This is a genomic window from Methylobacterium durans (assembly GCF_003173715.1).
GTDB lineage: Bacteria > Pseudomonadota > Alphaproteobacteria > Rhizobiales > Beijerinckiaceae > Methylobacterium > Methylobacterium durans.
In genome coordinates, this window is record NZ_CP029550.1 from 1,915,038 (window position 1) to 1,939,024 (window position 23,987).

The window sequence follows — 23,987 nt, forward strand, 5'->3', positions numbered from 1 at the left end:
TTTCGCCCGGACTATGGCCGCGTCGGGAGAGCCGGGCCGTCAGGCGCTCTCCATCGTGAAGCCGACCTTCAGCGTCACTTGGTAATGCTGGACCTTCCCATCCGCGACCTGCCCGCGGGTCTCCAGAACCTCGAACCAGCGGAGATTGCGAACCGTCTGGCTCGCGCGGGTGATGGCACCCTGGATCGCGTCCTCGATCGATTCCGTCGAGGAGCCGACGAGTTCAACCACCTTGTAGACGTGCTCCGACATCCGAGCCTCCTCACGCGGGAAGAAGGCAGTGTGTGCCCGAAGGCGGGCGGGCTCAAGCCCGCCGCTGCCCCGCCTCGGCCGGCCAGGCCGGCGCTCCGGCTTCCGCGGCCCGGCCCGCCGCCCCGAACAGCCGGTACAGGGCCGGCAGCACGAGGAGAGTGAGCAGGGTGGCGCTGATCAGCCCGCCGATGACGACGGTGGCGAGCGGGCGCTGCACCTCGGCCCCGGTGCCGGTGGCGAGCGCCATCGGCACGAAGCCGAGGGACGCGACGAGGGCGGTCATCACCACGGGCCGGAGCCGCGCCAGCGCGCCCGCGCGGATCGCGCCCGCAAGGGGCAGGCCCGCCTCCCGCTCCTGGCGGACGCGGGTGAGCATCACGAGGCCGTTCAGCACGGCGACGCCCGAGAGCGCGATGAAGCCCACCGCGGCCGGCACCGAGAGGGGCATCTCCCTGAGCCAGAGTGCCGCGACGCCGCCCGTCAGCGCGAGCGGGACCGCGCTGAACACGAGGAGCGCGTCGCGCACCGAGCCCAGCGCCCCGTAGAGCAGGACGAGGATCACGAGGAAGCAGGCCGGGACCACGATGGCGAGGCGCTGGCGCACGCCCGCGAGGTTCTCGAACTGCCCGCCCCAGGTGATCCAGGCGCCGGCGGGCAGCGCCACGCCGGCGACGCGCGCCTGCGCCTCGGCCACGACGGAGGCGATGTCGCGCCCGCGCACGTTGGCGGTCACGACGACGCGCCGCTTGCCGTTGTCGCGGGAGATCTGGTTCGGCCCCTCCGTCACCGCGAAATCCGCAACTTGGCGCAGGGGCACCGTGGCGGCGCGCTCGCCCCCGCCGCGCGGCAGCGGCACGGGCAGCGCCCCGAGGATGTCGAGGTCGGCGCGCGGATCGTCGGCGAGGCGCACGACGATGGGGAAGCGCCGGTCCCCCTCGAACAGCGTGCCGGCCTCGTGGCCGCCGATCGCCGCCCCGATCACGTCCTGCACGGCCCGGTGGCTCAGGCCCAGCCGCGCGATCTCCCCCTTGTCGATGCGGATATCGAGCACCGGCAGCCCCACCGCCTGCTCCACCTTCACGTCCTCGGCGCCGGGGGTGGCGCGAAGCGCCGCCGCGACGCGGCCAGCCACCGGCAGCATCGTCTCGAAGCGCTCGCCGAAGATCTTCACGGCGAGGTCGCCGCGGGTGCCGGCCAGGAGTTCGTTGAAGCGCATCTGGATCGGCTGCGTGAACTCGTAGGCGTTGCCGGGCAGCGCCTCGACCGCCGCCTCGATGCGGGCGACGAGCTCCGCCTTCGGCAGGGCCGGGTCCGGCCACTCGGCGCGGGCTTTCAGCATCACGAAGGTGTCCGAGACGTTCGGTGACATCGGGTCGGAGGCGATCTCGGCGGTGCCCGTCTTCGAGAAGACGAAGGCCACCTGCGGCAGGGCGGAGACCGCCTTCTCGACGCCGATCTGCATGGCCTGCGACTGGCCGAGCGCGGTCGAGGGGATGCGCATCGCGTGGAGCGCGATGTTGCCCTCGTCGAGCTGGGGCATGAATTCCTGGCCGAGCCGCCCGGCCAGCATGAGGCTGCCGGCGACGAGGAGCCCCGCCGCCGCGATCACGGCCAGAGGCCAGCGCAGGGCGCCTCCGAGGAGGGGCCGGTAGAGCGTCGTGAGCGCCCGCACCAAGCGGTTCTCCCGCTCCGCGACCCGGCCCGGATCAGGATCGCGATCAGGGCCGGCACGAAGGTGAGGGAGAGCACGAAGGCCGAGACGAGGGCGAGGATCACCGTCACCGCCATCGGCGCGAACATCTTGCCCTCGATGCCCGTGAAGGTGAGGAGCGGCACGTAGACCAGGATGATGATCGCCTGCCCGTAGACGGTCGGGCGGATCATCTCCTCGGCGGAGAGCCGCACCGCCTCGAGGCGCTCCGCCTCGCGCAAGGGGCGCCCGAGCGCGCCCTGCGCCTCGGCGAGACGGCGGAGCGCATTCTCGGTGATGATCACGGCGCCGTCGACGATGAGGCCGAAATCGAGGGCGCCGAGGCTCATCAGGTTGGCGCTCACCCGGGTCTCGACCATGCCGACGACCGTCATCAGCATGGCGAGCGGGATCACCAGCGCCGCGATGATCGCGGCCCGGACGTTGCCGAGAAGGAGGAACAGCACCGCCACCACGAGGAGCGCACCCTCGGCGAGGTTCGTCGCCACGGTGCGGATGGTGGCGTCCACGAGCTGCGAGCGGTCGAGCACCGTGCGCAGCGCGATCCCCGGCGGCAGGGTGCGGGCGATCTCCTTCAGCCGCGCATCGACCGCGCCCGCCACCGTGCGGCTGTTCTCGCCGATGCGCATGAGCGCGGTGCCGATCACGGCCTCCGCCCCGTCCGCGCTCGCCGAGCCGGTGCGGATCTCCCGCCCGATCCCGACCCGCGCCACGTCCGCGACGCGCACGGGCACGCCGTTGCGGGTGGCGACGACGATGCGGCCGATCTCCTCCGGGCTCTCGACGCGCCCGTTCGCGCGCACGACGAGGCCCTCGCCGTTGCGCTCGATATAGGCGGCGCCCCGGTTCTGGTTGTTGCCCGAGATGGCGTCGGCGAGGTCGGCGAAGCCGAGGCCGAGGCCGACGAGCTTCGCCGGATCCGGCTCGACCCGGTATTCCTTGCGGTAGCCGCCGATGACGTCGATACCGGCGACGCCCGGCACCGTGCGGAGCTGGGGCGCCACGATCCAGTCCTGCACCGTGCGCAGGTAGGCGGCCTGCTGGAAGCCGGGGGCCAGCACCTCGCCCTCCGGCGTCAGGTAGCTGCCGTCCGCCCGGAAGCCGGGCCGGCCGGGCTCGGCCGTCCGGTGCGGCAGGGCGAAGGCGAGGCTCCACATCGTCACCTCGCCGAGGCCCGTCGCGATCGGCCCGAGGCGCAGCTCCGTGCCCGGGGGCATCCGCTCCCTGGCTTCGGCGAGGCGCTCGCTCACCTGCTGGCGAGCGAAGTAGAGGTCCGTCGCCTCGCTGAAGATTGCGGTGAGCTGGGCAAACCCGTTGCGCGACAGCGAGCGGGTGACCTCGAGCCCCCGGATACCGGCGAGCGCCGTCTCCAGCGGGTAGGTCACCTGGGCCTCGATATCGGCGGGCGAGAGCTGGGGCGCCAGCGCGTTCACCTGCACCTGATTGTTCGTGATGTCGGGCACGGCGTCGATGGGCAGCCGCGCGGCTGCGACGAGGCCGAGGGCGGCGAGCCCGAGGGAGGCCAGCAGCACCAGCCAGCGATGGGCGATGGCGCCCGCGACGATGCGGTTGATCATGGCGCGCCTCCCTCAGTGGCTGTGCTCGGCCTCGGCCTTGCCGAGCTCGGCCTTCAGCACGAAGCTGTTCTCGGCGGCGACCGACTCGCCGGCCGATACTCCCGACAGGATGGAAACCGCCTGCCCGTCGCTCTGCCCGAGCGTCACGGGACGCTTCTCGAAGCCCCCGGCACGGGCCACAAACACCACCGTCTCGCCCTCGACGCTCTGCAGCGCCGCCTTCGGCACGAGGACCGGGGCCGCCTCCCCGGCGAGCGCGATGCGCACGTTCGCGAAGGCGCCCGGCCGCCAGGCGAGATCCGGATTCTCCAGAGCGGCGACGACCTTGGCGGCGCGGGTGTCGCGATCGAGCATCGGGCTCACGAAGACGATCCGGCCCGGCGTGCCGGGCTCGCCGGCGCGCCCGAGCGAGACCGCCTGGCCGGGCGCCACGCCGCCGAGATCGGAGACCGGCACCGCGAGCTCGACCCAGACCCGGGAGAGGTCGGCGATCGTGTAGATCTCCTTCTCCTGGCCCTCGTCGTTGACCGGCGCGCCGAGATCGACCCGGCGCTCGATGACCTGCCCCCCGATCGGCGCGCGCAATTCGTAGCGCTGGAGGCCGAAGCGCGGCGCGCGGCGCAGGCCCACCGTGTGCTCGTCCTCGCCGGGCCCGGGCTTGCCGGGGACCGGGTTGTCGGCGAGCGCCGCGACGTCCGCATCCGGCACGCCGAGCGCCGAGAGCTTCTGGCGGGCGAGATCGACCTTGAGCCGCGCCTCGACGAGGCCGGTGCGGGCGCGCAGGAATTGCTGCTCGGCCGAGATCTTCTTGTCCCAGAGGGCGTGGTCGCGCTCGAACAGGGTCTCCTGCAGCTCCTGCCCGACGAGGGCGGCGATGTAGTCGTTCTTGGCCTCGGCCACCTCGCGGCTGTCGAGCACGGCCACGACCTCGCCCTTCTCGACGGGCTCGCCGAGGCGCTTGCGCAATTCCGCCACGGTGCCCACGACCTTGGCGGCGACGCGGGCGACCCGCTCCCCGTCCGGCACCACGATCCCCGGCACGCTGAGGCTGCGCGCGAGGCGGCCGGGGCGGCTTCCACGACGCGGATGCCGGCGGCCTCGATCTGCGCCGCGCTCAGGGCCACGACGCCCTCCTCCCGCTCCCCGCCGTGCTTGTGATCCGCCCCGGCCGCGTGATCGTGGCCGGCGTGGTCATGCCCCTTATGGCCGTGATCCGCGTGGTCGCGGCCTTCACGGTCGTGCCTCGCGTGATCACGGCTTGCGTGATCATGTCCCTCGTGGCCGTGATCCGCGTGATCGTGGCCTCCGCTGTCGCGGTCCGCGGGCCGATCCGCGGCGGGCGCGCCGCCGAGGCGGGCGAGGACCGGCGCGGCGGCGTCGCGGAGGGCGGGCGAGAGATCGGGCGCGACGAGGCCCGCCGCGACGCCCGCGGCGAGGGCGGCCGGAACCGCGAGGATGCGAAACATGGCTGAGGAATCCCGTGACGCCGCGAGGCGCGGCAGGGTCCGTCCCCCCGAGCAGAGCAGGGCGCGGACAGGTGTCGGCGACGGCGCGCGGAGGCGCACGCCGTCGCGGGCGGCGGTCAGGCCGCCTCGGGATTCAGGCGCGGGGCGGTCTGCGGGGCGGGGCGGCGGCGCGGGCCGGGCCGGTCTCGGCGCGGGCGGGGAAGCGGATCTCGGCCGCGGCGGCGCAGGGAGCGGGCTCGGCCGGGGCCGACGTCACCGCCTGATGGCAGGCGCAATGCGCGCAATGGTGGACGAGGCCCCCATCGGGATGCGCGTCGAAGCCGGGATCCGGCAGGTCGAGGCTGACATGCTCGGCCAGCGCGTGGTGGGTCGCGGCCTCGGCGCTCCCCTCGAGGGCGGGCACCGACAGGGCCAGGATCGCCAGGAGCGCGAGGAGGCAGCGCGCCAGCCGCCAGTGGGCGCCGACCGCGATGCGGGCGCCTGCCGAGGTGATGCGCGTGGGTGCCGGCCTCACGGGTCCTGCGGAATCCTGCTGCTCCGCTCCCCTTCTAGCGCAGGTCGCGCCCGAGCGAAACGCGTCCCTCCGCGGCAACCAACCGTCCCGTCCCGCGTCTGCCCCGGTCAGGCGGAGGCGGACGATGGAACCCATGAAGCCGATGGAACCCATGAAGCCGATGGAGCCGATGGAACCCATGTCCGGCGGTGAGGCGTGGTGGCCGCAGAACCTCGGCGCGCCCGCCTCCAGCGGCGCGCAGGACGGGCTGCGCTACGCGTTCTTCCCCGAGGCGCGGCGTCTCCTCGTCGAGCGGGACGGGCGGATCGCCACCTACGACAGCGGCGAGCACCGGATCGGCGGCGTCTCGCAGCGGGACGGGGCCTTGCGCTTCGAGGCCCGGGACGGCCCGGTCGATCCCGACGCGCTGCGCAGGCTCGGCTGAGGGCAGCGCCGCGCTTGTGCCGGCGCCCGGCCCCTGCGAGACCTGTCGCGCCCGCGCGACGGGCCGGAACGGGGGTTTGGGACATGAGCGACGTCATCGAACTCGGCGCCTCGGACGGCAGCACGGCGCGGATCGCCCTGCACGGCGCGGAGCCGGTCTCCTGGCGGGTCGGCGGGCGGGACTACCTGTGGAGCGGCGATCCCGAGCACTGGAACCGGAGCGCGCCCTGGCTCTTCCCCGTGGTCGGCGCCTCCGCGGGCGGCGTCATCCGGACCGGGGGCCGCGACTACCCGATGGCGCAGCACGGCTTCGCCCGCGATCTTCCCTTCGCGGTCGCGGATCGCAGCGGCGAGGCCGTGACGCTGCGGCTGACTGATTCGGAGGAGACCCGCGCGCACTACCCCTTCGCCTTCCGCCTCGACATCACCACCCGGATCCGGCCGGCGGGGCTCGATGTCACGGTCTCGGTCGAGAATCCCGGCGCGGTGCCGCTGCCCTACGCAATCGGCTTCCACCCCGCCTTCCCCTGGCCTTTCGCGGGCGGCACCCGCGCGGCGGGCGGCGGCTACGCGGTGGAATTCGAGGCGGAGGAGACCCCGCGCGCGCCGGAAGTGGGGGCCGGCGGCCTGCTCGTGCGCGACGAGCGGAGCGTTCCCCTCGACGGGCGCCGCCTGCCCCTCGACCCCGCGATGTTCTCGGAGGCCCTGGTGTTCCGGAACGCGCGGAGCCGCTGGCTCCGCTTCACCGGGCCCGGAGGGACGGCGATCCGCATGAGCGTCGAGGATTTCCCGCACCTCGCGATCTGGACGAAGCCGACCGCGCCGTTCCTCTCCCTCGAATGCTGGACGGGCCACGCCGACTGGGCCGGCTTCTCGGGCGAGATCGCCACGCGCGATTCCCAGCGCAGCCTCGCGCCGGGCGGGCGCGCGCGCCACGCCGTCCGCCTCGACCTCGAAGGCGCGGGCTGAGCGGCCCCGTGCGGATCTGGGTGTCGCGCCCCGAGCCCGGCGCCGCGCGGACCGGGCGGCGCCTCGTGGAACTCGGGCACGCGCCCGTCGTCGCGCCCGTCCTCGCCGTGAGGCCCACCGGCGCGCCCCTGCCGCCGGGCCGGCCGGACGCGATCCTTCTGACGAGCGCCAACGGGGCCGAGGCGCTGGGCCGGACACCGGGGGCGGAGACCTTGCGCGGCCTTCCCGTCCTGGCGGTCGGCGACCGCACGGCGGGCGCGGCCCGCGCGGCCGGGCTCGGACCGGTCGAGGCGGCGGACGGGGACGCCGCTGCGCTCGCCGAGCGGGTTCGGGCGCAATTTGCGCCGGGCAGCCGCCTGCTGTTCGCGGCGGGCGAGGACCGCAAGGCCGAGCCCGCCGCCTCGCTCGCCGCCGCCGGCTACGGGGTCGCGATCCTCGTCGCCTACGCGGCCGAAGCGGTGGCGTGGCTGCCCGCACCGGTGGCGGACGCCCTCGCGGACGGGCGGCTCGATGCGGCCCTCCACTATTCCCGCCGCAGCGCGGAGGTGGCGTACGGACTGGCCGCGGCAGGCGGCCACGGCGGAGCTTTCCGCGACCTCAGGCATTACTGCCTGTCGGCAGATGTGGCCGCGGCCCTGGAAGCCTGCGGGGTCACGGCCCATTTCGTCGCTGCGCGCCCCCGGAGGACGACCTCCTCGCGGGGCTCGCTGACACGTTCTGACATCCGTCCCGGCAACGGGTCTCGCCCCGGCGAGCCTCGCGGTGCTAGGAGGGACCGACATCGCGGCCACGAAGAGGGCCGCAGCGGCGCGGCGCACCGGCCTGCCCGCCTCGACCGGACCGGCGGCGCCACCCGCGCCCCGGCTCGCGGAACGGGCGGCGCCGGGCGCCGAGAAGGGAGAAGAAGGGCCGTGAAACCACCCTCGAGCGACGCCAACCGTCCCGGCAGCGGGCCGTCTTCGGGTCCGACCCCGGGATCCCCTCAGGGCCCCAAGGACGGTTCCAAGGATGGTCTCAAGGCCGGCGCACCGGAAGCGGGCAAGCCAGGCGCCGGCCCCGCCGTGAAGCCGGATGCGGGCAAGCCCGGCGCGGCGAAGTTCGAGCCGGCCAAGGGGCCTGGTCCGGGGACGAGCCCGGTCCCGGGCGTGAAGCCGGGGGATGCCCCGAAGCCCGCCGCCGGCACGCCCGACCCGACCCGCTCCGGCCCCGCGGCCGCTGCCCCCCCGAAGCCCGCGACGCCGGCCGCCGAACCCGGGAAGCCGATCGCTGCCGGTCCGGCCCCGGACGCGGCGCCGGGCGCGTCGAAGCCGGAGCCCGGCAAACCCGAACCCGGCAAGGTGGAGCCGGGCAAGTTCGAACTGGGCAAGTCCGAGCCGGGCAAGTCCGAGCCGGGCAAGTCCGAGCCGGGCAAGTCCGAGCCGGGCAAGTCCGAGCCGACCAAGGTGGAGGCCGGCAAGGTCGATCCGCTGAAGGCCGACGCGCCGAAGCCCGGCATGGCCTCGACCGACCCGGCGAAGCCCGAACCGATCAAGACCGAGCCCGGCAAGTCCGAGCCCGGCAAGTCCGACGCCGGCAAGTCCGAGCCGCCGCGCTCGGGCTTCGCGGGCAATGCCGCGCCGGGCGGCAAGCCCGGCGAGAAGATCACCGACGGCCCGATCCTCGACCTGAAGGCGAAGCGCGTGCCCGAGCCGGAGCCGGCCAAGCCCTCCGCCGGCACGCCCGCCGGGGCCGCCGCCGCGGGAGCCGGCGCGTCGAGCGCCGACAGGCCGGCGACGGGTTCCGCGACCGGCCCCGCGACGGTCGCCCCCAGGGTCGCCCCCACGCCCGAGCCGGCGCGCGGCGGCGCGGGCTTCGGCTCGCTCCTGGCGGCCAGCCTGCTCGGCGGCGTGGTCGGCGCCGGGCTCCTGCTCGCGGTGGAGCAATCGGGCATCATCCCGAACCGGGGCGCGCAGCAGCAGAATGCCGCCCTCGATCAGCGCCTGGCCGGGCTCGCCCCCCGCGACGCGATCGCCGGGCTGGAGAAGCGCGTCGCCGCGAACGAAGCCGCGCTGAAGCCGCTGCCCGAGGCGGTGCGCAACGCGGAGGCGACCGCCAAGCAGGCTCTCGCCCGCGACGGAACCGCGCCGGCCGCGCCCGCAGCGGAAGGCGCGCCCGCGGGGAGCGGGCAGGCCTCCGTCCCGGCCGACCTGATCGCGCGGCTCGACAGCCTCGACCAGCGCGTCTCGGCCCTGCAGGAGGAGCCGGGCCGGGATCAGCCGGGCGATTCCAAGGTGACGGCGCAGCAGGCGGGCGATGGCAACCCGCAGCTCGCCGCGCTCGATGCCCGCGTGAAGACGCTCGAGGAGCGGCCCGAGGCAAAGCCGGCGGCGGGCGCCGATCTGGCGCCCAAGCTCGCCGCCCTCCAGGCGGACGTCGAGTCCCGCATCAAGGCGAACGCGGAGGCCGACCAGGCGATCGGCCAGCGGATCGACGGCCTCCAGCAGGCGCTCGACGCCCGCGTCAAGGCGGCGACCGAGGCCGTGCAGACCGCGACCCAGGCGGCCCAGCAGGCGTCAGAGGCCGGCAGGGTTCAGGCGCAGGAGACCGCCAAGGGCCTGGAGCGGCAGTTGCAGGAGCAGCATGACCGGCTCGCCGCCCTCGACAAGGCGGTCGCGCAGCGCGCCGAGGCCACGACCGTTCAGGCGGCCCTGCGCGTCGTCACGGCCGACCGGATCGCCACAGCCCTCAACACGGGCGCGCCCTATTCGGAGCCGCTGGCCGTGCTGCGCAAGCTCGAGACGGGGGATGCGAGCCGCCTCGACGCGCTGAGCCCCTTCGCCGAGGGGGGCGCCCCGAGCGCGGCCGAACTCGCCGCCGAGTTCCGGCCGATCGCCCAGAAGATCGCGGCGAGCCGCCGCTCGGCCGAGGCGAAGGACGTCGCGGAGACCGGCGACCTGAAGCAGCGCTTCCTCAGCATGGCGGATTCGATCATCCAGGTGCGGAAGGTCGACGCCCCGGCGGCCGAGGGGTCGGGCGGCGACCCCGCCGCCAAGGTCCAGGCCGCCCTCGACCGGGGCGCGCTGCGGGAGGCCGTCCAGGCCTTCGACGCGATGCCGGAGGACGCGCGCGCCCAGGCCGGCGGCTTCGCCACGAAGCTGAAGGCCCGGGCCGCCGCCGCGCAGGGGGCGCAGGCGCTCCTCTCCGATGCCTTCAAGGGCTTCCGGCCCCTGCTGCGCCCCCGGCCGCCCCGCCCGAGGCCGGCCGCTGAGGCCTCCCTCTCCGTGAGGCCGGCCGGAGCCGGCCTCACCCGTGTTCCACGCGTTGACGAGCCTCTCGCAGGCGCCTGACAGGAGTTCCCGATCCCATGTGGCGCGCCCTCGCCTTCCTGGCCCTGCTAGCCCTCGCCGCCTTCGGGGCGGTCTGGATCGCCGACAGGCCCGGCACGGTCACCATCGTCTGGAACGGCTACGAGGTGGCCACCAGCCTCGCCATCGCCCTCGTCGGCGTGCTGATCGCCGCCCTGGTGATCGGCTTCATCTGGGCCATCGTCCGGGGCGTGATCAGCCTCCCGGGCAGCGTCGTGCGCGGCTCGCGGGAGCGGCGCCGGGCCAAGGGCTTCACGGCCCTCTCCCGCGGCATGGTCGCGGTCGGCTCCGGCGATCCGCTGGCCGCCCGCCGCCACGCGGGCGACGCCGAGCGCCTGCTCGGGGCCGAGCCGCTGGCCCTGCTCCTGAAGGCGCAGGCCGCTCAGATCTCCGGCGACCGGGAAGCCGCCGAGCAGGCCTTCCAGCGCATGGTGAACGATCCCGAGACGCGGGTGCTCGGCCTGCGCGGCCTGTTCGTCGAGGCCCGCCGCCGCGAGGACGAGACCGCCGCCCGCGCCTACGCCACCGAGGCCGCGCGCCTCGCGCCGAGCGTCACCTGGGCGAACGAGGCCGTGCTGGAGGCGCAATGCGCCGACGGCGACTGGGCCGGCGCCCTCGAGACCGTGGAGCGGCGCTCCTCGCTCGGCCTGATCGAGAAGACCTCCGCCCGCCGCCAGCGCGCCGTGCTGCTCACCGCCTCGGCCCAGACCCGCGAGGCGGGCGAGCCCGAGATCGCGACCGAGCGCGCGCTGAAGGCCGTCAAGCTCGCGCCCGACCTCGTCCCCGCCGCCGCCATCGCCGGCCGGCTCCTCGCCCGCACCGGCGAGCTGCGCAAGGCCGCCAAGATCGTCGAGGCCGCCTGGAAGGCGAACCCGCACCCGGATCTCGCCAAGGTCTACCTGAACCTGCGCACGGGCGATTCCGTGCGCGACCGGCTGTCGCGCGCCGAGACGCTCGCCAAGCTCTCGACCTGGCACCCGGAGGCGCGCCTCGCCCTGGCCCAGACCGCCTACGAGGCGCGCGAGTTCGGGCAGGCCCGCGAGGCGCTGCAGCCGCTCCTCAACGACCGCCCGACCGTGCGGGCCTGCCTGATGATGGCCCGGATCGAGGAGGCCGAGCACGGCGCCGGCTCCGGCCGCGCCCGCGAGTGGCTGGGCCGGGCCGCCCACGCGCCCCGCGACCCGCTCTGGATCGCGGACGGGATCGCTTCCGAGACCTGGGCGCCGATCTCGCCGGTGAGCGGGCGCCTCGACGCCTTCGAGTGGAAGGCGCCGACGGAATTGCTGGCCGGCCCCGCCAAGGGGGATGGCACGGGCGAGGGCAAGGATGCGTTCAAGGGCGACGACGTGACGGGCGACCTCGACGACCGCGGCGAGAGCCGTCCGGCCGCGCCGATCGCGCCGCCCGCGGCGGCCGCACCGGCGCCCGCCGCGGCGGCGGGCACCCCCGCGGCGGCGAAGGCCGAACTGGCCAGGGCCGACGCTGCGAAGCCGGCTGGCCCGAAGCCGGAGATCGCCGCGCCGCTCGCTGCCGGCACGCCGAATCCCGTCGTGCTGCCGCTGCCGCGCTCCCCCGACGATCCCGGCGCCGGCCCCGAGGAGGCCGAGGCGAAGGCCCGCCGCTTCGGCTGAGGCCGGCCCAGTCTGGCGCAGGGCGGGACGCCGCCCCGCGCCAGGGCTTAAAGGTCGATTCACGCAACGCGCTTAGCCTTCGGTTACTCTAGTTCCGCGTACCCGAAGTGCCATGCCCTCATCCGCCGACGATGCGCCGGACCTGTCCGGGCTCATCGAACTGTCGCGCATCGAGCATCTCGACCTGAAACCCGTGGTCCTGCGGGTTCAGACAGACCTGTTCCTGCAGGCGGCGCGGCGGGACCGGGCGGCGACCGAGGCGTTCGCGTCCCTGGCCTGCGGCCTGATCCCCACCGTCGACGACGACACCGCCGCCATCGTCGCGCGCAAGCTCGCCCCCTTCCCCGAGACGCCGGAGCCGGTGCTCCTCAGCCTCGCCCGCCGCGGCGGCGCGGTGCGGGACATCGTGGTGGCGCGGGTGCCGCGCCTGACGACGCCGCTGATCGAGGCGGCGGAGGCCGACGGCACCGACATGGGGCCGGCGCTCGCCGCCCGCACCGATCTCGGCCGCGCCACGGCCACCGACCTCGCCGGGCGCGCCGACCCCGCCGTCGACCTCGCGCTCGCGCAGAACACCGGCACCCCGCTCTCCGGAGAGGCCGTGGCCCGCCTGCTGGGCCGGGCGCGCAAGAACCCGGACCTCGCCGCGGCGCTCCTCGCCCGGCCCGATCTCGCCCCGGCCGAGGTGGCGCCGCTCTACCTGCACGCCGACGCCCCGCGCCGGGAAGCCATCGCGGCGGCGGTCGCGGCCACCGCCGCCCTGCGCCCCTGCCCGCCCCCGCCCCGCGAGGCCGGCGCCATCCTGACCGGCCTGTCGGCCAGCCAGGATGTCGGCGGCTTCGTCGCGGCGCTGGGCGACCTCCTCGGCCTGCCCGCGAACTTCCTCGCGGCCGCCCCCGATCCGGCGAGCCGCTACGACCTGCTGACGCTGGCGCTCCGCGCGGCCGATCTCCACGAGGAGGAGGCGGTCTACGTCTTCCTGACGCTCAACGAGACCGTGGCGCGCTCGGCCGAGCGCGTCTTCGAGCTGGTGCGCCTGTTCCGCACCGTCCCCCGCGCCGCCGCCCGCGACCTCCTCTCGGACATCCTCGACGCGCCCCTCAAGGACCGGGCCGCCGCGCCCGACGCCCACCGGCCCTACCACGCGCCGGATTCGGGCAAGGCCCGGCCGGCCGCGGCCGAGCGCGCGCCGCTGCGCCCCGCCCTGCCGGGACGGGTGCGCAAGAGCTCGTGAGCGCCTACCCCCGCACGATCGCGCGCAGGAGATAGACGAGCCCGGTGAAGACGAGGAGGCTCGCGGCGTAGAAGGCCACGAACCAGAGGGCCCGGCTCCCCTTCCCCCGCGGGCGCGCCGCGCTCAATGCCCGTAGCCGCCGGACTGGATGTCCTCGGCGACCTTTCCGCGGAAGACCCAGTAGGCGTAGGCCGTGTAGGCCAGGGTCAGCGGCATCACCACGGAATAGCCGATCAGGGCGAATTGCAGGGCGCTCACCGCGTTCGCCGCCTGCCAGATCGTGAATTTCGGCGGCACGATGTAGGGGAACAGGCTGATGGCGAGCCCGAGGAAGCCGAGCAGGAACAGGGCGATCGAGAGGAGGAAGGGCGCGACCTCCCGGCCCTCGTCGAGGGTCTGGAAGATGCGCCAGCAGACGAAGGCCGTGACCACGGGCACGGGCGCCACGTAGAGCAGGTTCGGCCAGGAGAACCAGCGCCACTGGATGTCGAGGCCGAGATAGGGCACCCAGGCGGAGACGATCGCCATCGACAGGATGGTGCCGGCCAGGAACTGCTTGCTCTTGCGGCGGGACCAGATCTCGAGCTCGCCCGAGGTCTTCATCACGCACCACGTGGCGCCGAGGAGCCCGTAGCCGCAGACGAGGCCGATCCCCGTCATCACGCTGAAGGGGGTGAGCCAGTCGAAGGTGCCGCCGGTATAGCCGCGCCCCTCGACGCGGAAGCCCTGGACGAAGGCGCCGAGCACCATGCCCTGCGCGAAGGTCGCGACCAGCGAGCCGTAATGGAAGGCGTAGTCCCAGATCGGCTGCGACTTGTTGGCCTTGAAGCGGAACTCGAAGGCGACGCCGCGGAAGATCAGGGCGATCAGCATCAGGATCAGCGGCAGGTAGAGCGCGGGCAGGAGGATGGCGTAGGCGACGCTGAACACCGCGAACAGGCCGCCGCCGCCGAGCACCAGCCAGGTCTCGTTGCCGTCCCAGATCGGGGCGACCGAGAGCATCATCCGGTCCCGCCAATTGCCCCGCTCGGCCGCGGTGAAGAGGATGCCGACGCCGAGATCGAACCCGTCGATCACCACGTACATGGCGACCGCGAGCGCCAGCAGGGCCGACCAGACCAGGGGCAACCAGAAGGCCGCGCCCTCGTACTCCATGCCGAACCCGAACATGCCCACCTCGCCCCGCTCCGGCATCGCCTCGGGGCAACCCTAAACGCGCGGGCGCGGATCCGCCAAGATGGCGGACGCGTCTCAGCGCGCCTCCGCGCCGCGCCAGGCCGGGCGCCGGTCGGCCTCCGCGAGGGTGTCCTGCGAGGGCGGCACGGACAGGCGACGCGACAATTCGGCGAGCCCCTCGCGGGCGATCCGCTCGCGGGCCTCGGCCGGCAGCGCCTGGAAGGCGGCGGGCAGAGCCTCGGCGAGCGCGGGCACGGAGCCGGCGAGCGGGGCGGCCGCGGGCGGGACCGGCGCCGCCCCGTCCTTGCGCAGGGCGAAGTAGGAGAGCGTGCCGATCACCAGCGCGGCGCGCAGAAGGAACGACATGGCAGCGGCCTCCTCGCCCGGCCGCATCCGCGGCCCGTCCACGCGCATGGTTTGCCGCGATTGGTGAAGCGGGGCTCAAGGCGCCCGGAGAATCCGCCCGCATGGTGAACGGGCGGCCCCCTCCCCGTTTCGGGGCGGCCGCGCGGCGCGGGCGGTTACCTTGCGGAAAGCATCCGCGGAGGTTCGGTGGGTCTCCCGCAACACTCGCTTAAGCCGCCTCTGCGAACGTCTGGCTCAGTCGTGTGAAGTTGAGCGAAGGGGCGCGGAAAGGCCGGGACGGCTATTACGCGCTGCGCGTGCCTGTATTGCGTATCCACACAGCCCTGACCTCGCTCGTCGACGCGCGCCTCGCCGGCCTCGTCCACGAGTCGGTGATCGACGATCCCGGCGTGCGCTTCCGGCACGAGCGGTTCCTCGTCTCCCGGCTCGCGACCGGCGCGGTGATGATGGCGGCGCTGCCGCCCTACCTCCTCTGGCGCGGCGTCCCGTCCGGCATCGAGGCGCTCGCTATCGCAAGCCTGTTCCTGCCGCTCTTCTCCGCCCTTCTCCTGTCGCGCACCGGCTCGCTCTGGAGCGCGCACGCCCTCTCCTCCGCCGGGCTGACCGGGCTCGTCGTGTGCGTGGCCGGCATGACCGGCGGCGCGAACTCGGCCGCCGCGATCTGGCTCGTAGCGGTCCCGCTGGAGGCGGTGGTCTCCGGCTCGCGCCGGGCGACGGCGGCGGCGGCCATCCTCGCCATGCTCGGCGCCCTCGCGGTCGCCTTCGGCGGCGGCTTCGCGGCCGGGGCCCGACGGTCGGCTGGTCGGCCGAGATCGCGATGCCGGTCTTCGCCATCACGGCGATCGGCCATGTGGCGGCGCAGGCGCTGGAGCACATGCGCAACGAGGGCAAGTGGCGCGCGCGGATGCGCGACAACGAGGCCCGCGACCGGATGCTGCTCTCGGCGATCGACGACCTCGTGACCTGGCACGATTGCAACGGCCGCGTGCTGGAGGCGAGCGCCTCGGCCGCGCGCTTCGTCGGCACCGACGCCCTGCGCCTGCGCGGCCACGGCCTGCTCGACCGGGTCCACGTCGCCGACCGGCCCGCCTTCCTGCAGGCGATCAGCGACGTGGCCGTCCTCGGCCGGCCCGCGACCGTCCCCTTCCGCCTGCACCTGGAGCCCGGCGCGGTCCGCGAGGACGGCGCCCGGATGATCCACGCCGAGATGCGCGCCCACCGCATCGCGGGCGAGGAGGCGGGAAGCCCGCCGACCGTGGTCGCCGTCACCCGCGACGTCTCCGAGCACCGCCGCCACGCGGCGGAGCTGGAGCGCGCCCGGGCCGAGGCCGAGCGCGCCGACGCGGTCAAGAGCCGCTTCCTCGCCAATGTCAGCCACGAGCTGCGCACGCCGCTCAACGCCATCATCGGCTTCTCCGAGGTGCTCTCCGGCGAGGGCGCGGTGGCGCTCGGGCCGGAGCGGGCGCGGGAATATGCGGGCATCATCGGCGCGTCCGGCCAGCACCTCCTCGACGTCGTCAACACCCTGCTCGACATGAGCCGCATCCAGAGTGGCAATTTCGACTACCAGCCCGAGACGATCGACGCCGCCGCCCTCCTGCGGACCTGCTGCGACCTGATGCAGCTCAAGGCCGACGCGGTGGGCGTGACGATCGTCCGCAGCAGCGCCGCCGGGGTCACCGAGATCACCGCCGACCCGCGCGCCTGCCGGCAGATGATGATCAACCTGATCTCCAACGCCGTGAAGTTCACCGGGGCCGGCGGCCGGGTCGAGGTGGGCTTGCGCCCGAGCGGCCAGCAGCTCCAGGTCGTCGTCAGCGACACCGGCGCCGGCATCCGCGAGGCGGACCTGCCGCATCTCGGCACCCCGTTCTTCCAGGCGGGCGGCGGCGGCTACAAGCGAGCCCACGAGGGCACCGGCCTCGGCCTCTCCGTGGTGCAGGGTCTCGTCGGCCTGCACGGCGGCACCATCGCCATCGAGAGCGCCGAGGGCGAGGGCACCACCGTCACCGTGACGCTGCCGCGCGATTGCCGCCGCGGCAATCCGGGCGGGGCGCCCGCGCCCATCACCACCGCGGTCCGCCGCCGGGTGCCGGTCCGGGCCGAGGCCGCCCTGGTGCGGCTGCCGCTCGGCCTGTTCGAGACCGGGCCGGCGCCGGCGGAGGCGATCGGCCTTCCCGAGGCGGTCGGCCGGGTGGCGCCCCCGCTGCGGCGAGCGGGTTGAGCGAGGGACGAGGACAGGATGCGCGACAGCCCGAGACCGCGGGACACCCGCGAGATCATCGTCGCCGGCGAAACCCGGCCTCCGGCCGGCGCCCGCCGCCGCGCCGGGAGCCCGCCGCCGCCCGGCGAGATGCGCGCCGCGCTCTCTGCCTTCGCCCGCGGGCTCGGCGGCCTCTGCCGGCGCCATCCGGGCGAGATGGCGGGCTCGCTCGCCGCGATCGCCGCCGCGGCCTACGTCGCGGTGAACGCGCTCGGCCTGCAGCAGGGCCGCCACCCCGCGCCGATCCTGCCGAAGGTCGCGACGCGGGCGGAAGCGCCCGCCAAGAGGGCGGCTCCGGCCGAGAGGCCCGCCCCGGACAAGGCCCTCGCCGCCGCCGAGACGCCGAAGGAGGCGCCGCGCGCCGCGGCGAAGGCCGCCGAGGCCGCGCCGAAGCGCGACCCGATCGGCGACCTGATCCGCTCGGACGAGACCACCACCGCCTCGGTGTCCCCCAAAGCCGACGCGAAGGCGGACCGCTCGGTCATGCAGGCGCAGCGCGCCCTGCTGAAGCTCGGCTACGGCCCGTTGAAGGCGGACGGGATGATGGGCACGAACACCCGAGCGGCGATCGAGAAGTTCGAGCGCGACCGCAAGCTGCCGGTGAAGGGCGAGGCCGCAGGCCGCACCCTGCGCGAACTCGCCGCGCGATCCGGATTGCCTCCGGGCTGAGCCTCGTTCGCGGGCGATCCTGCGGTTGCCAGGACGCGCCGCCTCGCGCATGCGGGAGGCTCTGCCGATCGCCTTTCGCGAGGGAGACCATGCCGCGCCTGCGCTCCGATTTCTTCGTCTCGGCCCAGATCCGGCGCCTCGACGTCGCGGGCATCCCGGCGGTGCTGCGCCGCCGCGGCGCGGCCGAGGCCGGCGCGATCTTCGTGAAGGTCGACCGCCTCGACGGCACGGCCGACCTCTACGGCCCGGCGCCCCAGGCCCTGTTCGACGCCGAGACCTCGGGCGACCGGCGCTTCGCGCCGCTCCTGGCGGGCGCAGAGCCCCCCGCCGTCGAGGAGCGCCTCGCCCGGGAGGCCCGCTTCGACGGGGACCTCTGGATCATCGAGATCGACGACCGGGCGGGCCGGCATTTCCTGGATCTGGCGGAGTGATCAACCAGTAGTGGCTCAAGCCGACTGACGGGGGATGAGGAACGTGAACCGAATCCGTTAGCAGAATTCAGGCGGTGGGCAGGTCTTCGGCCGCCTCGTGCGGGATGGCATTCATCCGCTTCTTCCAGTCGGGGCCGGTTGCCCTGAAGCGATCGAGCACATCCCGATCGATGGCCAGGCCTACCCGTTGCTGTATCGGCGCGTCCTGTGTTTTGCGCAGCCTCGCCGCCCGATCGGGAAAGACGTCGGCAACGGGTCTCGCGCGCCGGAAGTCGCCCTCGATCCATTCCGGATTATCGGGATCCGACGCGATACCAGCCCGAAGTGCGGCCTCCTCAGTGTCAATGAGCGTCGGCGGCAAACGATCACGTTCGATCAACGTACAACCTCCTCTCAGCGCGACCAGCCCGGCGCAGGCTGAACCTCCAACGCTCCTTACCCCCACAGCTCGGCTTGCGGCGGATGGATCGTGCTGCCCTCGAAGACGAGGCCGGGCTCCCGGTCGCGGGCGAGCAGCAGGGGGCCGTCGAGGTCGACATAGGCCGCGTGGTGGGCGAGCAGCATGGCGGGCGCCATGGCGAGCGAGGTGCCGACCATGCAGCCGACCATCAGGGCGAGGCCGCGCGCCCGCGCCTCGTGGGCGAGCATCACCGCCTCGGTGAGCCCGCCCGTCTTGTCGAGCTTGATGTTGATGGCGTCGTAGCGCTCGGCCACCGCGTCGAGGCCGGCGCGATCGTGCAGGCTCTCGTCGGCGCAGATCGGGATCGGGCGCTGTATCCGGGCGAGGAGATCGTCCTCGCCCGCGGGCAGGGGCTGCTCGATCAGGCCGACACGGGCCTCGATGCAGGCCGCGAGGTTCGCCGCGAAGGTCGCCTCGCGCCACGCCTCGTTGGCATCGACGATCAGGCGGGCATCCGGCGCGCCCCGGCGCACGGCGGCGATCCGCTCCGGGTCGCCCTCGCCGCCGAGCTTCACCTTGAGGAGGGGCCGGTACGACGCGGCGCGAGCGGCCGCCTCCATGCTCTCCGGGCTGCCGAGGCTAAGCGTATAGGCGGTGGTGGCGGGCGCCGGCGCCGGGAGGCCCGCGATCTCCCAGGCCGGGCGTCCGGCGAGCTTCGCCTCGAGATCGAACAGGGCGCAGTCGAGGGCGTTGCGCGCCGCGCCCGCCGGCATCCGCTCCATGAGGTCCGTGCGGGTGAGGCCGGCGGCCACCGCCTCGGCCTGCGCCGCGAGAAGGTCGGCGACGCTCTCGGGCGTCTCGCCGTAGCGGGCATAAGGGACGCACTCGCCCCGGCCCGTGACGGTCCGCTCGCCCTCCTCGCAGGCGAGGCTCGCCACCACCACCACGGCCTCGGTGCGGCTGCCGCGGGCGATGGTGAAGGCCCCCGCGATCGGGAAGCGCTCGACGGCGACGGAGAGGCGGCGGCTCAAGCGGACGCTCCTGCGGCGGGAAATTCGGCGACGAGGCGGTCGACGAGGCCGTCGACCCCGAAGCGCACTGGGTCCGTTGCCGGAAGATCGTGCTCGGCCGCGATCGCGTCCAGGGTGCGGCGCGCCTCGTCCTCGGACAGGGCCTGCGTGTTCACGGCGATGCCGACCGGGCGGATGCCGGGATTGGTCAACCGGCCGAGCCGGATCGTCATGTCGATCACCGCGGCGATCGTCGGCAGCGGATGCTCGACGCCGCGCATCGTCGTGCGCGTCGGCTCGTGGCAGACCACGAAGGCGTCCGGCTGCGCCCCGTGCAACAGCCCGAGGCTGACGCCCGCGAAGGAGGGGTGGAACAGGGAGCCCTGTCCCTCGATCAAGTCCCAGTGGTTCGGGTCGGCGGCGGGCGAGATCCACTCGACGGCACCCGAGATGAAATCGGCCACCACCGCGTCGATCGCGGCGCCACGGCCCGAGATGAAGACGCCCGTCTGCCCGGTGGCGCGGAACTCCGCGTCGAGGCCGCGGGCGCGCATGCCGCGCTCCAGCGCCAGGACCGTGTACTTCTTCCCCACCGAGCAGTCCGTGCCGACGGTGAGCAGGCGCAGGCCCGGCCGCTTCGTGCCCTTGCCGGTGGCGAAGCTCTCGGTGGTGTGGCGCACGTCGTGGAGGCGGCGGCCGCGGGCCTTCGCGGCCGCCGCGATGGCCGGGACGGAGCCGAGGCGCACGTGCAGGCCGCTCGCCACGTCGAGGCCGGCTTCGAGCGCCGCGACGATCTCGGCCACCCAGTGATCGGGCAGGACCCCGCCCGCGTTGACGACGCCGATCACCATCGTGCGGCAGCCGCGCTCCACGGCCTCGGCGAGCGTCAGGTCCGGGATATCGAGATCGGCCGCGCAGCCGGGCAGGCGCAATTGCCCGACGCACCAATCCGGGCGCCAATCGGCGATGCCGTAGGCGGTCTTGGCGGCCAGATGGTCCGGCACGTCGCCGAGGAACATCAGGTAGGGGGTGTCGATCTGCATCGGTCTCGCTCGCCCGAGGACGCCCGCGGCGGCGTCCCCGCCTCTATGCGGGATCGGCGCGCGAAGGCCAATGCAGGTTGCCGGCCAGCCCGTCCGGGTGGAGCGGGGCGGAAACGCAGATTCGCGCGCGCGCCGCTTGAGCCGCGGGCGGCAAGATGGCAATCCGGACCTGCCGAAACGTCCCGGATCCCGGGCGCCGGTGGAGATCGCGATCCCGCATGAAGATGTACGGCAACTGGCGCTCGGCCGCCGCCTTCCGGGTGCGGATCGCGCTCAACCTCAAGGGCATCCCCTACGAGGAAACCTTCATCGACCTCGACGCGGGCGAGCAGCACGCGCCGGACTTCCGCAGGATCAACCCGCAGGGGGCGGTGCCGGCCCTGTTCGACGGCGAGGGGCCGCCGCTGACGCAGTCGCTGGCGATCCTCGACTACCTGGAGGAGACGCATCCCGCGGTGCCGCTGCTCCCGGAGGAGCCCCGCGCCCGCGCCCGGGCGCGCTCGCTGGCGCAGGTCGTCGCCTGCGACACCCACCCGCTCTACGTGCCGCGAGTGCGCAATTACCTGATGCAGGCCTACGATCTGCCCAAGGAGCGGATGATGGGCTTCGTGCGCCACGCCTTCGAGACGGGGCTGACGGTCCTGGAGACCCGCCTCTCGACCGAGGACGGCACCGGTCGCTACTGCCAAGGCGACCGGGTCAGCCACGCCGATCTCTGCCTCGTGAGCCTCTGGGTGGGCACGGGCATCTTCGGCGTCGCGCAGGAGCCCTACCCGACGGTGCGGCGCATCGCCGAGGCCTGCCTCGCCGAGGACGCCTTCGCGAAGGCCCACCCGCTGCGCCAGCCGGGCGCACCGGCCTGAGGCGCGACGCCGCGGGATTGGAATTTTTCTCAAACTCGTGCCTAGGCTGGCACCGCGTTGGCGGCGCGGCCGCGACGGCCGCGCAGAGGGGACGGGAGAGCGTATGGTACCGGGCGAGAACGAGGTTGGGCTGCACCGGATCGTGGTCGTCGGCGGGGGCGCCGCCGGGCTCCAGCTCGCGACGAAGCTCGGCGAGAAGCTGGGCCGGCGCCGCAAGGCGCACGTCACCCTGGTCGACCGGGCGCGGACCCACATCTGGAAGCCGCTCCTGCACGAGGTGGCGGCGGGCAGCCTCGACGTCGGCCACCACGCCGTCGACTACCTGCACCACGCCCACGAGCACCATTTCCGCTACCGGATCGGCGAGATGACGGGGCTCGACCGGGGCAGCCGCACGATCCAGCTCGCGGCGAGCCTCGACGCTGAGGGGCGCGAGGTCACGCCCGTGCGGTCGATCGCCTACGACACGCTGGTGATGGCGGTGGGCTCGACCACCAACGATTTCGGGACGCCGGGGGTGAAGGAGCACGCCATCGCCCTCGACACGCAGGACCAGGCGATCCGCTTCCAGCAGCGCCTGATCAACGCGATGCTGCGGGCCCACACGCAGACCGGGCCGGTGCGGCCAGGCCAGCTCCACGTCACCGTGATCGGCGCCGGCGCGACGGGCACCGAACTCGCCGCCGAGCTCCACCGCACCACCCGCCAGGTCGCCTCGACGGGCCTCGACCGGATCGACCCGGCCAAGGACCTCAAGATCACCCTGGTCGAGGCGGCCGAGCGGATCCTGCCCGCGGTGCCCGCCCGGCTCTCGGGCGAGGTGATGACCCTCCTCAGCAAGATCGGCGTGGAGGTGCGCACGAACGCCCGCGTCACCGAGGTGCGGGCGGACGGGGTGCAGCTCGCCGACGGCGGCTTCATCCCCTCCGAGCTCGTGGTCTGGGCGGCCGGCGTGAAGGCGCCGCCCTTCCTCCACGAGATCGGCGGCCTCGAGACCACGCGCACCAACCAGCTCGTCGTGACGCCGACCCTGCAGACGACGCGCGACCCGGACATCTTCGCGATCGGCGACTGCGCCTACCTCGTGGAGCCCGGCTCCGACACCCCGATCCCGCCGCGCGCCCAGGCCGCCCACCAGCAGGCGAGCTACCTGATCAAGCAGATCCCGAACAAGATGGCCGGCCGGGCGCTGCCGCCCTTCAAGTACCGGGATTTCGGCTCGCTCGTGTCGCTCGGCGAGTACTCGACGGTCGGCAACCTGATGGGCTTCATCCAGGGGAAGAACATGTTCATCGCCGGGCTGTTCGCCCGGATGATGTACCGCTCGCTCTACAAGATGCATGAGCAGGCGCTGCACGGCACCTGGAAGACCGCCCTCGACGCGCTGGCCCGCGCCCTGACCCGGCGCACCGAGCCGCGGGTGAAGCTGCACTGAGCGCGCTCCTCCCCCTCTTCGTCCCGCCCTATCTGTCGTGAGCGCGCCGGCACGGACCGGCGCGACCACGAGGAAACGACCATGATCCTGATCAGCGTCATGTATCCGGGCGGCGCCGGCACGACCTTCGACATGGGTTACTATCTCGGCCACCACATGCCGCTGGTGCGCGAGCGCTGGCGGCCGCTCGGCCTGCACGAGGCCAAGATCGTGCGCGGCACCGGCACCCCGGACGGGAAACCCGCCCCCTATCAGGTGATGGCGCTCCTCACCTTCGACTCGGAAGAGGCCTTCAAGGCGGCGGTCGACCGGCACGGGGACGAGATCTTCGGCGACATCCCGAAATTCACCGACGTGCAGCCGGTGGTGCAGCTCAACGACTTCCCGGAATAGACGCGGGCATGATCGACATCATCAAGCAGATCCAGGAGCGCAACCCCGCGCTGGGCTCCACCATCATCGTGCTGCGCCCCGATTCCCGGGCGCTCGCCGACGCGGAGCATCTGAACCCGGAGGCGGACGCCTGGATCGCGGAGCGGGCGCCCGGCGCCCGCCTCTCGCGGGAGACGGTCCTGCTCGCGCCCTATCCCGGCGGCGTGCCGGCCGAGCGCACGGTGACGGTGCTGGCCTTCGCGAACGCGCAGCACCTCGCCGCCTTCGCGACGGCCTGGACGGCCGATCCGGAACCGGAGGAGGACGAGACGGCCCCGGGGCCCGCGGCCGGCTGATCCACCCTTCTGTCCCGGGCGCAAGGAGCGCGGGACAGGCGCCGGAATCTCCTCAGGCGGCCGCCTGCAGGTCGCGGATCGCGGCGAGGGTCGCCGTCCGCAGGGTCTCCAGGCGGCTGAGCGAGGCGGACAGGTCGGCGCCGGAATTGGCCGCCGCCTCGATCTCCCGGCACAAAGCCGAGAGCCCGGTGAAGCCGAGGACGCCGGCCGCCGAGACCATGGCGTGGGCGTCATGGGCGATCTGGGCGCGGTCGGTCTCGCCCGGGCGGAAGCGCTCGCCGAGTTCGCCCGCGAGCAGCGACAAGAGGCCGTTGAGGCGGACCGGGCCGATATTCTCCTCCAGCGCGGCGAGCGCGCTCCGGTCGGGCCGCGCCGCCTCGGCGGGGTCCGGCTCGTCCGCGCGCCGGCCGGGACCGGCCCAGCGGGCGATGGTCGCGAGCAGGTCGGCCCGGCGGAACGGCTTGCCGACATGGTCGTCCATG

At 74.1% G+C, this 23,987-nt stretch carries 22 protein-coding genes and 3 pseudogenes; 13 read left to right on the forward strand and 12 right to left on the reverse strand.

Annotation, left to right across the window (positions count from 1 at the left end; all coding sequences use genetic code 11):
* Positions 1-39: 39 nt before the first annotated feature.
* The 3 genes and pseudogenes from DK389_RS08875 to DK389_RS08885 form a co-directional block, all read right to left on the reverse strand.
* Positions 40-252: a dodecin gene (locus DK389_RS08875; protein ID WP_109888929.1), complete on the reverse strand. Its 213-nt coding sequence runs from the start codon at positions 250-252 to the stop codon at positions 40-42.
* A gap of 52 nt (positions 253-304) precedes the next feature.
* Positions 305-3,540, reverse strand: a pseudogene (locus DK389_RS08880) (efflux RND transporter permease subunit).
* 12 nt (positions 3,541-3,552) lie between these two features.
* Positions 3,553-4,581, reverse strand: coding sequence for an efflux RND transporter periplasmic adaptor subunit (locus DK389_RS08885; RefSeq protein ID WP_236960752.1), 1,029 nt, complete (start codon positions 4,579-4,581; stop codon positions 3,553-3,555).
* Positions 4,582-4,688: 107 nt separating this feature from the next.
* On the opposite strand from DK389_RS08885, the gene DK389_RS34065 reads away from it, so the two are divergent.
* Complete coding sequence (locus DK389_RS34065; RefSeq protein WP_236960753.1) at positions 4,689-5,012, forward strand: hypothetical protein; 324 nt, start codon at positions 4,689-4,691, stop codon at positions 5,010-5,012.
* A 127-nt stretch (positions 5,013-5,139) separates the two neighbouring features.
* Here DK389_RS34065 and DK389_RS08890 read toward each other — a convergent pair whose 3' ends face one another.
* On the reverse strand, positions 5,140-5,520 hold the full coding sequence (locus DK389_RS08890; RefSeq protein WP_109888931.1) for a hypothetical protein: 381 nt from the start codon (positions 5,518-5,520) through the stop codon (positions 5,140-5,142).
* Between the two features lie 124 nt (positions 5,521-5,644).
* Between DK389_RS08890 and DK389_RS08895 the strand changes: the two genes are divergently transcribed.
* The 3 genes and pseudogenes from DK389_RS08895 to DK389_RS35565 form a co-directional block, all read left to right on the forward strand.
* Positions 5,645-5,944 (forward strand): hypothetical protein, encoded by a 300-nt coding sequence (locus DK389_RS08895; protein WP_109888932.1) that lies wholly within the window; start codon positions 5,645-5,647, stop codon positions 5,942-5,944.
* An 83-nt stretch (positions 5,945-6,027) separates the two neighbouring features.
* A complete protein-coding gene (locus DK389_RS08900; RefSeq protein ID WP_109888934.1) occupies positions 6,028-6,912 on the forward strand; it encodes an aldose 1-epimerase family protein in 885 nt (294 codons plus the stop codon).
* A gap of 107 nt (positions 6,913-7,019) precedes the next feature.
* Positions 7,020-7,535: pseudogene (locus DK389_RS35565) on the forward strand (uroporphyrinogen-III synthase); the annotation flags it as partial.
* A 359-nt stretch (positions 7,536-7,894) separates the two neighbouring features.
* On the opposite strand, the gene DK389_RS35570 reads toward DK389_RS35565, so the two are convergent.
* Positions 7,895-8,845: a pentapeptide repeat-containing protein gene (locus tag DK389_RS35570; RefSeq protein ID WP_418292048.1), complete on the reverse strand. Its 951-nt coding sequence runs from the start codon at positions 8,843-8,845 to the stop codon at positions 7,895-7,897.
* Between the two features lie 1,410 nt (positions 8,846-10,255).
* Here DK389_RS35570 and DK389_RS08915 point away from each other — a divergent pair.
* A complete protein-coding gene (locus tag DK389_RS08915; RefSeq protein ID WP_109888936.1) occupies positions 10,256-11,887 on the forward strand; it encodes a heme biosynthesis protein HemY in 1,632 nt (543 codons plus the stop codon).
* Between the two features lie 112 nt (positions 11,888-11,999).
* Positions 12,000-13,121, forward strand: a complete 1,122-nt coding sequence (locus tag DK389_RS08920) for a DUF2336 domain-containing protein (protein WP_109888938.1) — start codon at positions 12,000-12,002, stop codon at positions 13,119-13,121.
* A gap of 4 nt (positions 13,122-13,125) precedes the next feature.
* Here DK389_RS08920 and DK389_RS34945 read toward each other — a convergent pair whose 3' ends face one another.
* The 3 genes from DK389_RS34945 to DK389_RS08930 form a co-directional block, all read right to left on the reverse strand.
* Positions 13,126-13,248, reverse strand: a complete 123-nt coding sequence (locus tag DK389_RS34945) for a hypothetical protein (RefSeq protein ID WP_257791936.1) — start codon at positions 13,246-13,248, stop codon at positions 13,126-13,128.
* The gene (gene cydB / locus DK389_RS08925) at positions 13,245-14,291 is read right to left on the reverse strand and encodes a cytochrome d ubiquinol oxidase subunit II (protein ID WP_109896179.1); all 1,047 of its coding nucleotides are present in this window, start codon (positions 14,289-14,291) and stop codon (positions 13,245-13,247) included. Before cydB ends, DK389_RS34945 begins: the two co-directional genes overlap by 4 nt.
* Positions 14,292-14,372: 81 nt before the next feature.
* A complete protein-coding gene (locus DK389_RS08930; RefSeq protein WP_109896181.1) occupies positions 14,373-14,663 on the reverse strand; it encodes a hypothetical protein in 291 nt (96 codons plus the stop codon).
* Between the two features lie 296 nt (positions 14,664-14,959).
* Here DK389_RS08930 and DK389_RS08935 point away from each other — a divergent pair.
* From DK389_RS08935 to DK389_RS08945, 3 genes and pseudogenes are all read left to right on the forward strand, one after another.
* Positions 14,960-16,887 (forward strand): annotated as a pseudogene (locus DK389_RS08935) (sensor histidine kinase).
* An 18-nt stretch (positions 16,888-16,905) separates the two neighbouring features.
* Positions 16,906-17,595: a peptidoglycan-binding domain-containing protein gene (locus DK389_RS08940; RefSeq protein ID WP_109888940.1), complete on the forward strand. Its 690-nt coding sequence runs from the start codon at positions 16,906-16,908 to the stop codon at positions 17,593-17,595.
* An 89-nt stretch (positions 17,596-17,684) separates the two neighbouring features.
* On the forward strand, positions 17,685-18,026 hold the full coding sequence (locus DK389_RS08945; protein WP_109888941.1) for a DUF1491 family protein: 342 nt from the start codon (positions 17,685-17,687) through the stop codon (positions 18,024-18,026).
* A 67-nt stretch (positions 18,027-18,093) separates the two neighbouring features.
* On the opposite strand, the gene DK389_RS08950 is transcribed toward DK389_RS08945, so the two are convergent.
* From DK389_RS08950 to dgcN, 3 genes are read right to left on the reverse strand one after another with little or no spacing between them, the layout of a single operon-like run.
* A complete protein-coding gene (locus DK389_RS08950) occupies positions 18,094-18,405 on the reverse strand; it encodes a BrnA antitoxin family protein (RefSeq protein WP_109888943.1) in 312 nt (103 codons plus the stop codon).
* Positions 18,406-18,461: 56 nt separating this feature from the next.
* Positions 18,462-19,457 carry an N-acetyl-D-Glu racemase DgcA gene (gene dgcA, locus DK389_RS08955; RefSeq protein ID WP_109888945.1) on the reverse strand — a complete coding sequence of 332 codons (996 nt, stop codon included), beginning with the start codon at positions 19,455-19,457 and terminating at the stop codon, positions 18,462-18,464.
* The gene (dgcN, locus tag DK389_RS08960; protein ID WP_109888947.1) at positions 19,454-20,479 is read right to left on the reverse strand and encodes an N-acetyltransferase DgcN; all 1,026 of its coding nucleotides are present in this window, start codon (positions 20,477-20,479) and stop codon (positions 19,454-19,456) included. The genes dgcA and dgcN overlap by 4 nt, the downstream gene beginning before the upstream one ends.
* A 218-nt stretch (positions 20,480-20,697) precedes the next feature.
* On the opposite strand from dgcN, the gene maiA reads away from it, so the two are divergent.
* The 4 genes from maiA to DK389_RS08980 all read left to right on the forward strand — a co-directional run bounded on the left by maiA (position 20,698) and on the right by DK389_RS08980 (position 23,505).
* Positions 20,698-21,342 (forward strand): maleylacetoacetate isomerase, encoded by a 645-nt coding sequence (gene maiA / locus DK389_RS08965; RefSeq protein WP_109888949.1) that lies wholly within the window; start codon positions 20,698-20,700, stop codon positions 21,340-21,342.
* A 103-nt stretch (positions 21,343-21,445) separates the two neighbouring features.
* On the forward strand, positions 21,446-22,777 hold the full coding sequence (locus DK389_RS08970) for an NAD(P)/FAD-dependent oxidoreductase (protein WP_109888951.1): 1,332 nt from the start codon (positions 21,446-21,448) through the stop codon (positions 22,775-22,777).
* A gap of 81 nt (positions 22,778-22,858) precedes the next feature.
* On the forward strand, positions 22,859-23,170 hold the full coding sequence (locus tag DK389_RS08975; protein WP_109888953.1) for an EthD family reductase: 312 nt from the start codon (positions 22,859-22,861) through the stop codon (positions 23,168-23,170).
* Positions 23,171-23,178: 8 nt separating this feature from the next.
* Entirely contained in the window at positions 23,179-23,505 is a 327-nt protein-coding gene (locus DK389_RS08980; protein ID WP_109888954.1) for a hypothetical protein, read from the forward strand.
* A 52-nt stretch (positions 23,506-23,557) separates the two neighbouring features.
* Here the strand turns inward: DK389_RS08980 and DK389_RS34070 are convergent, their stop codons facing one another.
* The gene (locus DK389_RS34070; protein WP_236960942.1) at positions 23,558-23,986 is read right to left on the reverse strand and encodes an Hpt domain-containing protein; all 429 of its coding nucleotides are present in this window, start codon (positions 23,984-23,986) and stop codon (positions 23,558-23,560) included.
* Position 23,987: the final 1 nt, after the last annotated feature.